General features: G+C 75.3%; 14 protein-coding genes. 5 read left to right on the top strand and 9 right to left on the bottom strand.

Features of this window, described 5'->3' with window-relative positions:
• Positions 1-1,573 (bottom strand): DEAD/DEAH box helicase (locus ABT403_RS36440; RefSeq protein ID WP_502966020.1); only part of this gene is annotated, 1,573 nt, incomplete at its 3' end.
• A 307-nt stretch (positions 1,574-1,880) separates the two neighbouring features.
• Between ABT403_RS36440 and ABT403_RS36445 the strand changes: the two genes are divergently transcribed.
• Positions 1,881-2,084 (top strand): cold-shock protein, encoded by a 204-nt coding sequence (locus tag ABT403_RS36445; protein WP_344168195.1) that lies wholly within the window; start codon positions 1,881-1,883, stop codon positions 2,082-2,084.
• Positions 2,085-2,195: 111 nt separating this feature from the next.
• Here the strand turns inward: ABT403_RS36445 and ABT403_RS36450 are convergent, their stop codons facing one another.
• The 3 genes from ABT403_RS36450 to ABT403_RS36460 form a co-directional block, all read right to left on the bottom strand.
• Positions 2,196-2,405 carry a ferredoxin gene (locus ABT403_RS36450; RefSeq protein ID WP_344168192.1) on the bottom strand — a complete coding sequence of 70 codons (210 nt, stop codon included), beginning with the start codon at positions 2,403-2,405 and terminating at the stop codon, positions 2,196-2,198.
• Between the two features lie 5 nt (positions 2,406-2,410).
• The gene (locus ABT403_RS36455; RefSeq protein WP_344168189.1) at positions 2,411-3,622 is read right to left on the bottom strand and encodes a cytochrome P450; all 1,212 of its coding nucleotides are present in this window, start codon (positions 3,620-3,622) and stop codon (positions 2,411-2,413) included.
• A gap of 126 nt (positions 3,623-3,748) precedes the next feature.
• Positions 3,749-4,093, bottom strand: coding sequence for a thioredoxin family protein (locus tag ABT403_RS36460; protein WP_344168186.1), 345 nt, complete (start codon positions 4,091-4,093; stop codon positions 3,749-3,751).
• Between the two features lie 80 nt (positions 4,094-4,173).
• Here ABT403_RS36460 and ABT403_RS36465 point away from each other — a divergent pair, with 80 nt between their 5' ends.
• From ABT403_RS36465 to ABT403_RS36480, 4 genes are all read left to right on the top strand, one after another.
• On the top strand, positions 4,174-4,443 hold the full coding sequence (locus ABT403_RS36465; protein WP_344168183.1) for a DUF8847 domain-containing protein: 270 nt from the start codon (positions 4,174-4,176) through the stop codon (positions 4,441-4,443).
• 75 nt (positions 4,444-4,518) lie between these two features.
• The gene (locus ABT403_RS36470) at positions 4,519-5,139 is read left to right on the top strand and encodes a DUF7691 family protein (RefSeq protein ID WP_344168180.1); all 621 of its coding nucleotides are present in this window, start codon (positions 4,519-4,521) and stop codon (positions 5,137-5,139) included.
• Between the two features lie 182 nt (positions 5,140-5,321).
• Positions 5,322-5,678 (top strand): YciI family protein, encoded by a 357-nt coding sequence (locus tag ABT403_RS36475; protein ID WP_344168177.1) that lies wholly within the window; start codon positions 5,322-5,324, stop codon positions 5,676-5,678.
• 99 nt (positions 5,679-5,777) lie between these two features.
• The gene (locus tag ABT403_RS36480) at positions 5,778-7,013 is read left to right on the top strand and encodes an RNA polymerase sigma factor (protein ID WP_344168441.1); all 1,236 of its coding nucleotides are present in this window, start codon (positions 5,778-5,780) and stop codon (positions 7,011-7,013) included.
• Here the strand turns inward: ABT403_RS36480 and ABT403_RS36485 are convergent.
• The 5 genes from ABT403_RS36485 to ABT403_RS36505 form a co-directional block, all read right to left on the bottom strand.
• Entirely contained in the window at positions 7,003-8,469 is a 1,467-nt protein-coding gene (locus tag ABT403_RS36485) for a condensation domain-containing protein (protein ID WP_344168173.1), read from the bottom strand. The two genes, ABT403_RS36480 and ABT403_RS36485, sit on opposite strands and share 11 nt — an antisense overlap.
• 71 nt (positions 8,470-8,540) lie before the next feature.
• Entirely contained in the window at positions 8,541-8,930 is a 390-nt protein-coding gene (locus tag ABT403_RS36490) for an STAS domain-containing protein (protein ID WP_344168170.1), read from the bottom strand.
• A gap of 50 nt (positions 8,931-8,980) precedes the next feature.
• A complete protein-coding gene (locus tag ABT403_RS36495) occupies positions 8,981-12,544 on the bottom strand; it encodes an nSTAND1 domain-containing NTPase (protein ID WP_344168167.1) in 3,564 nt (1,187 codons plus the stop codon).
• Between the two features lie 51 nt (positions 12,545-12,595).
• A complete protein-coding gene (locus ABT403_RS36500) occupies positions 12,596-13,492 on the bottom strand; it encodes a LysR family transcriptional regulator (RefSeq protein ID WP_344168164.1) in 897 nt (298 codons plus the stop codon).
• On the bottom strand, positions 13,489-14,244 hold the full coding sequence (locus tag ABT403_RS36505) for a GntR family transcriptional regulator (RefSeq protein WP_344168438.1): 756 nt from the start codon (positions 14,242-14,244) through the stop codon (positions 13,489-13,491). Before ABT403_RS36505 ends, ABT403_RS36500 begins: the two co-directional genes overlap by 4 nt.
• Positions 14,245-14,317: the final 73 nt, after the last annotated feature.

The following is a 14,317-nucleotide window of genomic DNA, read 5'->3' on the forward strand; positions in this document are numbered from 1 at the left end:
CCGCAACACCTACCGCAGCGCGGACGGCCGCTGGCTGGCGGTGTCCGCGTCGGCCCGGTCCATCGCGGAGCGGGTGGTCCGTGCGGACCCGGGCCGCGCGGCGGGCCTCGGCGGCCTGGCGGGCCTCGATCGTCTTGCGGGACTCCTTGCCCCGGCCGGTCCGCCCCGGGCGGGTGCCGAGACCGCGGAAGCCCAGCTCCGTGCCGCTCGGCCGGCCCTTGGCGTCGGTCGGCAGCGCCCCCGACAGCGGAACCCCGGAGGGCTTGCGCGCGCCGGTGATCCGGCTCAGCGCGGCCTCGCCGGAGCGCACCTGGGTGATGGTCGGCCGGATCTTCGCGTCGGCCATCAGCCGGACCATGTCGCGGCGCTGGTTCGGGGTGACCAGCGTGACGACCTTGCCGGACTCGCCCGCGCGGGCCGTGCGCCCGCCGCGGTGCAGGTAGTCCTTGCTGTCGGCCGGCGGGTCCACGTTGACCACGAGGTCGAGGTCGTCGATGTGGATGCCGCGCGCCGCGACGTTCGTCGCGACCAGGACCGTCAGCTGCCCGTCCTTGAACTGCCCGAGGGTCTTGGTGCGCTGCGGCTGGGACTTCCCGCTGTGGAGTCCCTCCGCCCGGACGCCCATGGCCCGCAGGTGCTTCACGAACTGGTCGACGCCGTGCTTGGTGTCCAGGAACATGATCACCCGGCCCTCGCGGGCGGCGATCTCGGTGGCCGTCGAGACCTTGTCCGCCGCGTGGATGTGCAGCACGTGGTGGTCCATCGTGCCCACCGAGGCCGACTGGGGGTCCACGGAGTGCGACACCGGGTCCTTGAGGTAGCGGCGCACGAGCTGGTCGACGTTGCGGTCCAGCGTGGCCGAGAACAGCATGTGCTGCCCGTCGTGGTGCACCTGGTCCAGGAGCTCGGTGACCTGCGGCATGAACCCCATGTCGCACATCTGGTCGGCCTCGTCCAGCACCGTGATCCGCACCCGCTCCAGGTGCACGTCGCGCCGCTTGACCAGGTCGCTCAGCCGTCCCGGGGTGGCCACCACGATCTCGGCGCCGGTGCGCAGCGTCCCGGACTGCCGGCCGATCGACAGCCCGCCGACGACGGTGGCCATGCGCAGCCGCAGCGCCTGGGCGTACGGGGCCAGTGCCTCGGTGACCTGCTGCGCCAGCTCGCGGGTCGGGACGAGGACCAGCGCGAGGGGCCGCTTCGGGTCCGCCTGGCGGCCGGCGGTGCGGGCCAGCAGGGCCAGGCCGAAGGCGAGGGTCTTGCCGGAGCCGGTGCGGCCCCGGCCGAGGATGTCACGGCCCGCGAGGGAGTTCGGCAGCGTGGCCGCCTGGATCGGGAACGGCTCCCGCACCTGCTGGTCGGCGAGGGTCTTCACCAGCTCAGGGGGCAGTCCGAGTTCGTCGAACGAGGCCACCGGCGGCAGGGCCGGGGTGGCCGTCCGGGGCATGGCGAACTCGCCCTGCGGGCCGAGGGTCCGCGGGGCCTTGCCGCCACCGCCACCGCCCTTGGACCGGGATCCTGCCGACGCCGCGGCCTTGATGCCGAAACGCCCGTGAGCTGACGGGTTCTTCATGCAGAACCTTCCGTGAGGGGAACCGAGCGCGCGGGGGAACGCGGTCCGCAACGGCGACGAGCCGGGGTCCGTACCCCTCGGTACGGTCCCCGGCTCGTCGTACGCGTCCGCACCGGGCGAAAACGCCCCGCGCCTGAAGTCTTCGGCCCATTTTACCAGCGGGCCGCCCCGGCTCCCGGAGGTTCGCGCGGGCGTTCGACGCACCCCCGGTTGGCGGCGTCCGGAGTGTGGTCCGCGGGGCGGGTGGGCAGGATCGAGACGGCCGCGCAGGCGGCCCGAGTGGAACGTCGAGTGAGGATCAGTACCGATGGCAACTGGCACCGTGAAGTGGTTCAACGCGGAAAAGGGGTTCGGGTTCATCCAGCAGGACGGTGGCGGCCCCGACGTGTTCGTGCACTTCTCCGCCATTCAGGCGCAGGGCTACAAGTCGCTCGACGAGAACGCCCAGGTCGAATACGAGGTCACCCAGGGGACCAAGGGCCCCCAGGCGGAGATGGTGCGGCCCCTCTGACCGGGCCCTTCTGACCGTGCCCCGCGCACGCCGTGCCCTTCGCACGCCGTGCCCCGCGCACGCCGTGCGCGACCGCTGCCCCCGCCAGCCCGGCCGGCGGGGGCAGCCGCGTCACTCCGGGGCCCGCGCCTCCTCCCGGACGGTGATCGCCGAGACCGGGCAGGCCCGCGCCGCCTCCCGGACCATCGCGCTGCCGTGGCCGTCCTCACGGCCGGGGAGCACCCCGCTGAGGCCGTCGTCGTCCTGGGTGAAGACCTCCGGAGCCGCCAGTACGCACTGGCCCGCGCCGATGCAGACGTCCCGGTCCACGGAGATCCGCACGCCGCTCACCACGCCACCGGCAGTTCGATCATGCCCTGGACGGTGTCCCCGGGCTTGAACGGGATCGTGTCCGGATCGGCGTCCAGGCGCAGGCCCGGCAGCCGGTCGAACAGCGTGCCCAGGGCGATCTCCATCTCGGCCCGGGCCAGGTTCTGGCCCAGGCACTGGTGGATGCCGAAGCCGAAGGCCAGGTGGCGGTTGGCCGAGCGGTGCCAGTCGAGCACGTCGGGGTGCTGGAAGACGGCCTCGTCGCGGTTGATCACCGAGGTCGAGAAGACCACCCCGTCGCCCGGCCGGATCACGACCCCGCCGACTTCGATCTCCTCGGTGGCGAACCGCAGCATCGCGTCCGCGATCGACAGGAACCGCATCAGCTCCTCCACCGCCCCCGACAGCAGCGAGGGGTCGGCCCGCAGCTCCGCGAGCTGCTCGGGGTGGCGCAGCAGGGTGAAGGTGCCGAGGGAGATCATGTTGGCGGTGGTCTCGTGCCCCGCGATCAGCAGGATCGCGGCCAGCGAGACCAGCTCGTCGACATCGGTCTCGCCGGTCTCCAGCCGGTCCTGGATCAGCTCGTCCAGCAGGCCCTCGCCCGGCTCGGCGCGCTTGCGCAGGATCAGGTCCCGCAGGTAGTCCTGCAGCCGCTTGCGGGCGTCCTCGACGTCGGCGGGCGCGGGGCCGCGCAGCAGCCTGCGGGACTGCGCCTCGAAGAACTCGTGGTCCTCGTACGGGACCCCGAGCAGCGCGCAGATCACCATGGACGGCACCGGCAGGGCGAAGGCGCTGACCAGCTCGGCGCGCGTGCCCTTCGCCGTCATCGCGTCGAGCAGCCGGTCCACGGTCTCCTGGATCCGGGGCCGCAGGGCGGCCGCCCGCTTGACCGAGAAGCTCGGGATCAGCATCCGGCGCTGGGTGTTGTGGACGGGGTCGTCCTCCCCGAGGAGCGCGGTGCGCTGCCTGCTGATCCCCTTGAACCGGGGGCTGGGGAGGGGGAAGGCGTCGTGGGTCCGGTCGGTGGACAGCCGCCCGTCGGCGAGCAGGGCCCGCGCCTCGGCGTGGCCGGTCACCATCCACACGGAGCGGCCGTCGAAGAGGGTGACCCGGGTCAGCGGCCGGGTGTCCCGCAGGGGCTGGTAGGCGGCCGGCGGGTGGTAGGGGCAGGTGCGGTCCTGCGGGAAGGAGACGGCGTCGGGCCGGGTGGTGGGCAGGGCTTCGGACATGGAGAACAACACCTCGCAAGGGATGGTTCCGTCGTGCCGACTCCATTACATGCCTTAGGCACCTATCCTACCTATGCCACTTTCGGCCAGCCTGCCCGAGTTCACCCGTAGGGAAACGGCCCGGCCTCAGACCCCCGCCCCCTCCAGGAGCCCGCGCAGCTCCGGCGCCGTCATCGGCCCGTCGTGGGCCGCCACCGCCTCGCCCGAACGCAGCAGCACCACGGCGGGAGCACCGGTCACCCCGTAGCGGCGGGTCGCCGCCGGGCAGCGGGTGATGTCCGTGCGCACGGCCGTCAGCCGGGCGCCGTACTCCCGCGCCAGCTCCGCGACGACGGCGTCCATCTCCCGGGAGGGCCCGACGGCCTTCGGCCAGGAACCGGTGAAATAGGCCAGGACCGGGGTCTCCCGCGCCATCCCGGTGATGAAGTCGAATTCCCGGTCCTCCAGGGGCCGGTGTACCCCACGGGTCATGGGCGGTGCTCTCCTCGGTTCGTCCGTACGCTCCCCGCCAGCCTAGGCCCGTTGTCAGTGGTCCCTGTGATCCTGGGCGCATGGACCTCAGCACACCGCGCCGCAGGGTCTACGGCGCCGACCACGACGATCCCGACCCGGGCCCCCGCCCCGGCCGCCGCTACGGCGAGCTCGTCGGCGGCCCGCTCGACGGGCTGCTCCTCGACGTCACCGGCTGGAGCCCCGGCCGGCTGGCCGAGGAGGCGCGCCTGCCCACCGAGATAGGCCGCTACGGGCCGGGCGGCCGCGCCCACTACCGCCGCCGCGCCGCGGACCCGGACCGCTGGGACTGGTCGGGGGACAGCCGGTAGCCGTCGGCGGCGCCGCCTTCGCCGGAACGGCCCGGTTCGGAGAACATGAAGCATCGCCTGGGGAAGGAAGTGACCGTGGGTCACCTTGTGATGAGCACCGGCAGCATGCGCGAAGCGATGAGGCTGCTCACCGCCGTGGAGCGCACGCCCGAGCAGGAGCGGACGCTCACCGGCGTCCGCGAGAAGTGCCGGACGGTGGACGGGCGGCTGCACGCCCAGGGCATCGACCTCGACGTCTCCGTGGCCCAGGCCCTGGAGGAGCTCCTCGACGGCACCGTCAGCGCGGCCCGGGGACCCGGCTACCACCACGCCCTGCACGCGCTGATCGCCCCGCACTTCTCGGACACCCACGACCTCGGGGACTGGCGGCGCCAGTCCTGGTTCTGGACGGTCGACGAGGAACTGTCGCGCGCCGGACTCCCGGCCCGCCTGGGCATCTCCCAGATCCTCATGTCCGGGCCGCCCGTACGCCTGCCCCCCGCCGGGGACACCACCCCCTGGATGGGGACGTTCCCGACCGAGCTGGCCGCCGAGTTCACCGCCGCTCACGAGGCCGTCCTGGACCGGGTGGACCCGGAGGTCCGCGAGACCGTCGAGGTCTTCCTCAAGGCCATCCGCTTCGAGGCCGAGGAATGGGCGTCCGCCGACGAGGACCGGCGCTCCCGCCAGGACACGATGTTCTTCTGGTGCGCCTGACCAGTGCCTCCCGGTGCCTCCCGGGCCCCCGACGGCCCGGCGGGCGTACGGCCGGGCGCCCCGGTGGCCCGTCCGGAGAATTCCCCGAAGAATTCTCCGCGAGCGGTCGATCCGGGCCCCTCCCGTTCGACGCAGGGGTGAGAGGCGGGGAAAGCCCCCGCCCTCCCGACCGAGGAGTCACCATGCCGCGCTTCCTGACGCTCATCCGCATCAACGAGCAGGACCTCCCCCCGCAGGACTTCCCGCCGGAGTTCGAACAGCGGATGGGCGCCCTGCTGGAGGAGGTCACCAAGGCGGGGGTCATGCTCGACACCGCCGGGCTGCTGCCCACCGCCCAGGCCACCCGCCTCGACTGGTCCGGCGGGAAGATCAGCTTCACCGACGGCCCCTTCACCGAGACCAAGGAGGTCGTCGGCGGCTACGCCCTCCTCCAGTGCAAGGACAAGGCCGAGGCCCTGGAGTGGACCAAGCGGTTCCTGGAGACCCACCCCACCTCCTGGCACGTCGGCGCCGAGGTCCGTGAGATCCAGGAGATGTGACCCCGGCTCCCGGGAGGCGGCCGAGGCGGCCCCGGCCGCCCCCCGCGCCGCGTTTGCCCCGCCGGGCCACGGCTGCTCTGATGGGTGGCCGTGACGGCAGTGACCACGGCCCGGGCGGTCGAGACGGTGTTCAGGATGGAGTCCGCGCGGATCATCGCCGGCGTCACCCGCATCGTGCGGGACGTCGGCATCGCCGAGGAACTCGCCCAGGACGCCCTGGTGGCCGCCCTCGAACAGTGGCCCGTCTCCGGGATCCCCGACCGGCCCGGCGCCTGGCTCATGGCCACCGCCCGGCACCGGGCCGTCGACCTCGTCCGCCGCAGGGAGACCTACGCCCGCAAGCTCGCCGAGGTCGGCCGCGCCCTGGAGGACGTACCGCCCCCCGCCGAGCCCGCCGGCCCGGACGACATCGACGACGACCTGCTGCGGCTGGTGTTCACCGCCTGCCACCCCGTCCTGCCCACCGAGGCCCGGATCGCGCTCACCCTGCGCCTGGTGGGCGGGCTCACCACCCAGGAGATCGCCCGCGCCTTCCTGGCCTCCGAGCCCACCGTCGCCCAGCGCGTCGTCCGCGCCAAAAGGACCCTGGCCAAGGCCGGGGTGCCCTTCGAGGTCCCCTACGGCGCGGACCGAGAACAGCGCCTCGCCTCCGTCCTGGAGGTGATCTACCTCATCTTCAACGAGGGCTACGCGGCCACCGCCGGAGACGACCTCCTGCGCCCCGCCCTCTGCGAGGACGCCCTGCGCCTGGCCCGGCAGCTGGCCGCCCTGATGCCCGAGGAACCCGAGGCGCACGGACTCGCCGCCCTGCTGGAGTTCCAGGCCTCCCGCACCGCCGCCCGCACCGGCCCCGACGGCGAACCGGTCCTCCTCGCCGACCAGAACCGCTCCCGCTGGAACCGGCTCCTCATCCGGCGCGGCGTCGACGCCCTCGGGCGCGCCGGCAGTGGCCCCTACGCCCTCCAGGCCGCCATCGCCGGCTGCCACGCGGCCGCCGTCCGCTACGAGGACACCGACTGGACGGCCATCGCCGCCCTCTACGGGCGCCTCGTACACCTGCTGCCCTCCCCGGTGATCGAGCTGAACCGGGCCGTCGCCGTCTCCATGGCCGAGGGCCCCGAGGCGGCCCTGCCGCTGGTCGACGCCCTGGCCGCAGCACCCGCCCTGCGCTCCTACCACCTGCTGCCGAGCGTACGGGGAGACCTGCTGGAGCGGCTCGGACGCGGACCGGAGGCCCGCGCCGAGTTCGAGAGGGCGGCCTCCCTCACCCGCAACGCCCGCGAACGGGACCTGCTGCTGGCCCGCGCCGCCGCCCTCCCCGGCGTCAGCCCCTGACCCCCGCCGCCCGGGCCGCCGCCCGCGGATCCGGTTCGGGCCGGCGCGGGGCCGTCAGCCCCACCGGCCGGCGGAAGCCGCCCGTGCGGGCGACGCACTGCACCGTCCGGCGCAGCGCCTCCTGGAAGTCGTCCATGGTGCGCCGGGCGGCGGGGGTGTCCACGTACAGGGAGTTCATGTGCAGCCCGTCCGCGTCCCGCTGGAACCACGAACACGTCCCGTTGCCCGTCGCCGACCACACGTGCGTGGTCGGCCGCCACTCCTCGTGCCGCTCGGCGCCCGGACAGCGGCGCATGTCGATGTAGGAGAAGAAGTTCACCGCGTACGGCCAGGAACGCAGGGCGAACTCCTCCGGGGCCAGCAGCTCCCACGCCCGCACGAAGGGCACGTCCAGGTGCCGCATCATCTCCCGGAACCCTTCCCCGACCCCGGCCACCACCTGGGCGAAGTCCTTGCCGGGGGAGGCGTCGAACTCGATCGGCAGGGTGTTGACGAACCAGCCCACCGAGTCGGTCCACTTCTCCCGCCCGCGCTCGCTCACGGGCATGAACCCCCGGTACACGCCCGGCCCGCCGGCCTCGCGCAGACACACGGCGACCGACGCCAGCAGGCCCATGAAAGGCTTCGCGCCGGTCTCCCGGCACACCTTCTCGAACACCTCGGCCTCGGCGGCGTCCAGCAGCCACGAGGCCTCGTTGACGATCGGGTACATCCGGTCCGGCTCGACGCCCAGGTCCAGCGGGTAGCGCGGGAAGAACTCCCCGTTGCGCTCGATGAAGGACTTCCAGTAGCCCAGGCGCTCGTCGTCCGCGTCGATGGACAGGTAGCGGCGGCGCTGCTCGTCGGCGAAGTCGAGGTAGCTCGGCGCCGGCGGCAGCACGGGCTCCTCGCCGCGCAGCAGCGCCTCGTACGCGGTGAGCACCTGGTGGGCGACCACCGGCATCGACATGCCGTCGCAGACGATGTGGTCGAACGCCAGGTACACGGTCGAGGACTCGGGGCGGACCACCGCGCCCATCACGAACAGCGGCCAGGAGAGGGTGTCGATGCTCCGCTGGAAGCGCTCCGACAGGAACGCCCCCAGCCGCTCGGCCGAGCCGTGCACGGCCACGTCGTGTGCCTCCAGGGCGAGTTCCCCGGCCGGCAGGGGAGCGCACGACACCTCCCCGGCCAGCCGCAGGAACTCGCACCGCAGCACCTCGTGCCGCTGGACGAAGCCCAGCAGGGCCCGCGCCAGCACCTCTTCGTCGAGCGGACCCTCGACCTCGAAGGTGACGGCCACCCAGGACGCGACCCGGTCGCCGTCCGCGCGGCTCTCCTCGGCGACGGTGAAGTGCTTGTCCTGGTTGAACGAAGCCCTCCGGTCCGCGGCGCCGGGGGCGGTCGTCGACCGCAACCGCCACTCGACCAGGCGCCCCGGCGCCACATGGTGCATCTCCAGCGGAAACTGCCGCATTCACGCCATCCCTTCGTCCCCCGAATCAGCCCCGAGCGCCTAACGACACCCGGGCCGCCGAAGTGACGCCCTCACCCCGGCTCCCGTTCCGGGGCCCCGTCCGCCCGCCCCACCCGGTCCCAGAGGTCCAGCAGCAGCCGCACGGACCGGGAGCCGGAGAGCAGCTCCCAGGAGCGGCCACCGCCGGTCCACCGGTCCAGGAGGTGCGCCAGGGACGAGTCGCAGAAGGTGACGCGGGCCGCGTCGAGGACGAGCCGGCGGGCGCCGAGGGCGGCGCCCTCGTCGAGGAGGGCCCGCAGAGGCAGACAGCTGAAGTGGTCGAACTCCCCGGCCAGCCGGACGGAGAGGACCCCGCCGTCGAGGGCGGAGCGGATGCGGGGGGCCGGCGGACCGGCCGGGCCCGCGGGGGCGCCGACGAGGCCCGGGAGAGCGGTGTCTATCGAGTCTATGGGGGTGTTCACGCCCCTCCAACGGGCCTTCCCCCGGCCCGGAACCGGCGCCGGGGCGCACTTCACCCACGTGGCCGTGGGACGGCTGCGGGCGGCGGCAGCTGGTGGCCGCGGCGCTGTTCCGGCGTCGGCGGGTGCAGGACCCGGCCCGCGGCCAGGCGCAGCAGCGGTCCGGCGGCGCCGGGGCCGGCAGGGGTCCACAGGCGGACCGTGCGGTCGCGCGAGGACGTGGCGATCCGGGTGCCGTCGGGGGACCAGGACAGCCCGTTGACCCAGTCGGCGTGCAGCCCGACGACGACGGCGGGCCCGGCCGCCGCCGGGTCCCACAGCCGCAGCGTCCGGTCCCGGGAGACGGAGCCGAGCCGGGTGCCGTCCGGGGACCAGGCCACGTCCTGGACCCGGTCGTCGTGCCCGGTCAGCACGGCGACCGCCGCGGCCGCCCCCTCGGCGTCCGGGGCCCACAGGCGGACGGTGCGGTCCCGGGACGCGGTCGCCAGCAGGCGCCCGTCCGGCGACCAGGCCACCTCCCACACCTGGTCCCCGTGTCCCTCCAGGGTGCGCAGCCGCTCGCCCGTCCCCGCGTCCCAGACGATGACCTTCCGGTCCGTCCCGCAGGTGACCAGCCGCCTCCCGTCCGGCGACCAGTCGGCGCCCGTCACCCAGTCGTCGTGCCCGCGCAGCACCAGCGAGGGCTCCCCGCCGGCCGCGTCCCGGACGTGGACGAGGCCGTCGCGTCCGGCGGTCGCCAGCCGGGTGCCGTCCGGCGACCAGCACACCGCCGACACCTCCTCGGTGTGCCGGCCCGGCAGCACCGCCGCCCGGGTCCCTTCGCGCAGCCACAGCGCCACAGCGCCGTCCCGGCGGCCCACCGCGAGCCGCGACCCGTCCGGGGACCAGGCGAGGTCCCCGCACTGCCCGGTCTCCAGCAGCTGCGGCGACCCGAACTCCGGGGCGGGCCAGAGCAGCACGGTCCCGTCCTCCGAGGCGCTGGCGACGCGGGAGCCGTCCGGGCACCAGGCGTTCTGCCAGACCGAGTCGGTGTGCCCGCGCAGTACGCAGGGCGGCGCGGCCGGCTCCCAGACGGCCAGGGTCCGGTCCCGCGAGGCGGTGGCCAGCCGCCGTCCGCCGGGGGACCAGGCGACCGCGTGCACGGTGTCCAGGTGCCCGGTGAGCCACACGGCCGTGCCCTCCCCGTCGGCCGCGGCGCCGGCCTCCAGGTCCCAGATCCGGACGTTGCGGTGCTGGTCGCCGGCGGCGAGCCGGGTCCCGTCCGGGGACCAGGCGAGGCAGCTGACCCCGTCCATGCTCCGCAGGAGCCGCACCGTGCGGCCCGTGGCCGGGTCCCGGAGCACCACCGTACGGTCCGCCGAGGCGGAGGCCAGCAGGGCGCCGTCGGGGGACCAGGCCACGGCCGTCACCGCGGCCCCGTGGGCGGCGCCCGCGACGACGGGCCTGCCGCCGGCGGCAGGCCAGACGCGTACGGTCCCGTCGTCACCGGCGGCGGCGATCCGGGTGCCGTCGGGGGACCAGGCCGCGCTCCACAGCATCCCGGGCGGGCCCTCCAGGGTGCCGGCCGGGGTGAAGGCGGCGGTGTCCCACAGCCGCAGCTCCCCGCCGGCCCCCGCCGACACCAGCCGGCTGCCGTCCGGGGAGAAGGCCAGCGCGGCGAGTCCCGCGTCGTGCCCGCCCTCGGCACCCGGCTGCCGCAGGGCGGCCACCCGCCGCCAGGAGGCGGTGTCCCAGACGGTCAGCCGGGCGTCCCGGGTGACGCAGGCCAGCAGGGCGCCGTCGGGCGACCAGGCCACCGTACGGGGCCGGTCGCCCGGGACGTCCAGGACGACCGGCGCCGCCTCCCCGGCCCCCGCCTCCGCCCCCTCGGGCCCCTCCTCCAGGCCGTGCGCCGTCCACACGCGCAGCCGCCCGTCCCCCGAACAGGCCGCGAGCCGCGCCCCGTCGGGGGACCAGGCCGCGCCGGTCACCGCCGCGCCGAAGCCCCCGCGCACCGCCCGCAGCAGGGAGCCGTCCAGGGCGGTCCGCAGCGCCTGGAGGGCGGCCGGGGTCGGCGCCCACTCCGTGACCGCCGCGAGGGCGACCGCGACGGCCGTCTCCGGCTCCCGGCTCTCCAGCACCCGGGCCGCCACCGCGTCCGCCGTGCGCGCCCGGGCCGCGCCGTCCGCCCGGGCGCTGCGCTCCACGTACTCCGCCACCAGCGCCGACACCTCCAGCCCGGCGGGGGCCTGCTCCCGCCAGGCGCGGGCCGCCGCCAGCCGCTCCCCGGTCAGCAGGAAGGACTCGCCCCGGCCCGCGAAGTCCCATTCCTGGGCCCAGCGTTCCCACTCGCCGCGCCGCCGCAGCTGCCCGGCGTGCTCCGCGACGGCCCGCCGCAGGGGCGGCCAGCGGCGCAGCAGCGCCTCGTGGGCCAGGTCGAGGACGCCCGCGTCGGAGGTCAGCAGCCGGCCCGCGACGAAGGCGTCGGCGATCTCCCGCTCGGCGGGCGCCAGTTCGGCCCGGGCCACCCGCCGGCGGGCCGGCTCCTCGCCCTGGACGGTGACCAGCCGCAGCAGGGTCCGCACCACGGGGTCCGGCCGCGCCCCCTCCTCCCCGTCCGCTCCGAGCAGCTCGGCGCGGATCCGGTCGGCCTGTCCGACGAGCGCCCCCGCGACCCCGCCGACCTCCCGGTAGTGCGCGTACCCGATCACCGACCCGGGGCCGCCCGCCCGCCGGTACAGCTCCTGGAGGGTGTAGGCCAGCAGCGGCAGCGCGTCGCCGCCGCCGCAGTCGTCGACGATCCGGGACACCAGGCCCGCCTCGAAGGAGGCCCCGGCGGCCGCCGCGGGCCGGGCCACGACCTCGTGCAGCGCCTCCCGATCCAGCGAGCCGATCACCACCGGATCCCGTACCAGGGAGGCCAGTCCGGCCTCCAGGAAGCCGGTCAGGAAGTCCGAGCGCAGGGTGCCCACCAGCCACAGCCCCGGCTGCCGCGCCAGCTCCTCCCGTACCGCGGCGGCGAAGGCGGTCCGCTCGCGCCGGCCCGAGAGGGTCAGCAGCTCCTCCAGCTGGTCCACCACCAGCACCCGGGGCCGCCCGTCGGCCACGGCGCCGTCCAGGGCCCGCCGCAGCGCGCCGACCGGGTCGGTTCCGGGGGTGATCGCCGGGTACGCGGTCCAGCGCGAGCGGCGCCCCGTCAGCGCGGGCAGCAGCCCGGCGCGGACCAGCGAGGACTTGCCCGAGCCGGAGGGCCCGACCACGGTCACGAACCGGTGCGCCCGGGCCGGGACCGCCGGGTGGAGCCGGCCGACGAGCGCGGCGGTCTCCCGCTCCCGCCCGAAGAAGACGGCCGCGTCCTCCTCCCCGAAGGCCTCCAGCCCCGGGTACGGCGGCTGCCCGGCGGTCCACGCGACGGGGACGGCCACGGGGCGCCGCTCCAGCCAGCGCAGCCACAACTGGCCGCTGACCAGGGCGAGGAGCCCGATCCCGACCAGGGGTATCGACCACTGGCGCAGCAGCCGCAGCGGGAGCGGCACCTCGCCCTCCACGTTGGTGGCGTAGTTCGTCGCGATCCCCAGCAGGGCGCCGACCAGCATCAGCAGGACGTCGAGCACCAGGGCGAGCGGTCGTCGTTGCATGATCCCAGAACCTAGCCGCGGGGCCCGGACGTCCGCGAGCGGTTCCGGGCGCTACGTCCTGGGTCCCCCGTCGCCCACGGAGGCGCGCAGGGCCTCCGTCAGGGCCTGGGCGTACGGCTGCGGGGCGCGCGGGGGAGCGGCGACGCCGAGGTGGCGGGCCGGGCGGGGCGGGGCGAGGGGCACCACGGCTGAGCCGGCGGGCGGGGCCAGGGCGATGTGCGGGACCAGCGCGACGCCGACGCCGGCGCCGACCAGGGTCTGCGCGAAGAAGTAGTCGGTGGTCGACGCGGCGATCCGCAGCTCGAACCCGGCCCGGTCCGCGTAGCGGCGCAGGAAGGCCTCGGTCTTCAGGCAGCCCAGCACCCAGCGGTCGGCCGCGAGTTCGGCCGGCTCGACCTGCGACCGGTCCGCCAGCCGGTGGCCGGCCGGCAGGACCGCGTACAGCGGGTCCTCCAGCAGCGGAAGCCAGGACAGCCCGGTCCCGGAGGGCAGTGGGCCGTCGAAGTGGTAGGCCAGGGCCAGGTCGGCGGCGCCGGCGCGGACCATCGGCAGCGAAGCCTCCGGTTCGGCCTCCAGCACGGTCAGTTCCACCTCCGGGTGCGCGTGCACGAAGGAGGCCAGCGCCCCCGGCAGCAGGTGGCGGCCCCCGCTGGTGAAGGTGGCGACGGTCAGCCGGGGCCGGCCGGCGGCCAGCCGGTCGATGCGCGCGCGGACGCGGTCCAGCTCGGCGGTGATGGTCTCGGCCGTCTCCACCAGCATCCGGCCCGCCTCGGTGAGGGTGACCCCGCGCGTGCTGCGCTCGGCCACCGGGTGGCCCAGGCCCCGCTCCAGCGAGGCGATGTGCTGGGAGACCGCCGAGGGGGTCAGCCGCAGGGCCGCGGCGGCCCGGTTGAAGCTGCCGTGGTCGGCCACGGCCCGCAGCACGCGCAGCCGGTGCACGTCGATCATCGGTGTTCCCCTCCGCCCGGGTGCCGCTCCAGCGGCGCGGCTACCGCCGAGTTGCTCACACTGAAGGTGACGCTACCCGCCCGGTAGCGGTCGTCGGACCACTCGATGGGACGGCCCGTGCGGGTGGCCGAGACATGACGCTGGCGCAGCAGCGGGCTGCCGCGCCGGACCTCCAGGAGCCGGGCGTCCTCGCTGCCCGCCGGGAGGGCGTCGATCAGGTGCTCGCCGTAGTGGGCCACCACACCCGAGTCCGCGGCCAGGGCGTCCATCACCGAGCGGCAGTCCTCCGGCATGGCCTCGACGGCCGCCGCGACCCAGTCGGCGTAGGCGGTCCGCTCCACCATCACCGGCTCCCCGTCCAGCAGCCGCAGCCGCAGCGCGGCGAGGACCTCCGTGCCGGGCGCCAGCGCGAGGCGCTCCGCCTCCTCGGGCGTCGCGGGCCGCCGGGTCCGCGACAGGAACCGGCCGCGGGCCTCGTGGCCCACCCCCTCGGCCCACTGGGCGAAGCTGTTCAGTTCGCCGAAGCTGTGCCGGCGCTCGTGGCGCAGGACGATCCTGCGGGCCCCCTGGCTGGAGCCGACCAGCCCCTCGGCGGCGAGCGTGGCGACGGCCTGGCGGACCGTCCCGCGCGAGGCGGACCAGCGGGCCGCCAGATCGCTCTCCGACGGCAGCCGGGCGCCCACCGGGTACTCCCCGGACAGGATCGCCCGGCGCAGCTCCTCCGCGATCTCCAGATACCGGACCGTGCCCATGCCGTTCGCCCCCCGCTCGCCGTGTGCGGGTCGTCCCGCACGGCCACTCATGATCATTCCAGCAGGTTCTGTC

Origin of the sequence: Streptomyces sp. NPDC000075, assembly GCF_040301925.1 — a bacterium.
In the GTDB taxonomy this organism is placed as follows: domain Bacteria; phylum Actinomycetota; class Actinomycetes; order Streptomycetales; family Streptomycetaceae; genus Streptomyces; species Streptomyces polychromogenes.

Coding starts and splice junctions, on each gene's coding strand:
- ABT403_RS36445 (WP_344168195.1), top strand. CDS start 1,881: ATGGCAACTGGCACCGTGAAGTGGTTCAACGCGGAAAAGGGGTTCGGG.
- ABT403_RS36455 (WP_344168189.1), bottom strand. CDS start 3,622: ATGTCCGAAGCCCTGCCCACCACCCGGCCCGACGCCGTCTCCTTCCCG.
- ABT403_RS36460 (WP_344168186.1), bottom strand. CDS start 4,093: ATGACCCGTGGGGTACACCGGCCCCTGGAGGACCGGGAATTCGACTTC.
- ABT403_RS36465 (WP_344168183.1), top strand. CDS start 4,174: ATGGACCTCAGCACACCGCGCCGCAGGGTCTACGGCGCCGACCACGAC.
- ABT403_RS36475 (WP_344168177.1), top strand. CDS start 5,322: ATGCCGCGCTTCCTGACGCTCATCCGCATCAACGAGCAGGACCTCCCC.
- ABT403_RS36485 (WP_344168173.1), bottom strand. CDS start 8,469: ATGCGGCAGTTTCCGCTGGAGATGCACCATGTGGCGCCGGGGCGCCTG.
- ABT403_RS36495 (WP_344168167.1), bottom strand. CDS start 12,544: ATGCAACGACGACCGCTCGCCCTGGTGCTCGACGTCCTGCTGATGCTG.
- ABT403_RS36500 (WP_344168164.1), bottom strand. CDS start 13,492: ATGATCGACGTGCACCGGCTGCGCGTGCTGCGGGCCGTGGCCGACCAC.
- ABT403_RS36505 (WP_344168438.1), bottom strand. CDS start 14,244: ATGGGCACGGTCCGGTATCTGGAGATCGCGGAGGAGCTGCGCCGGGCG.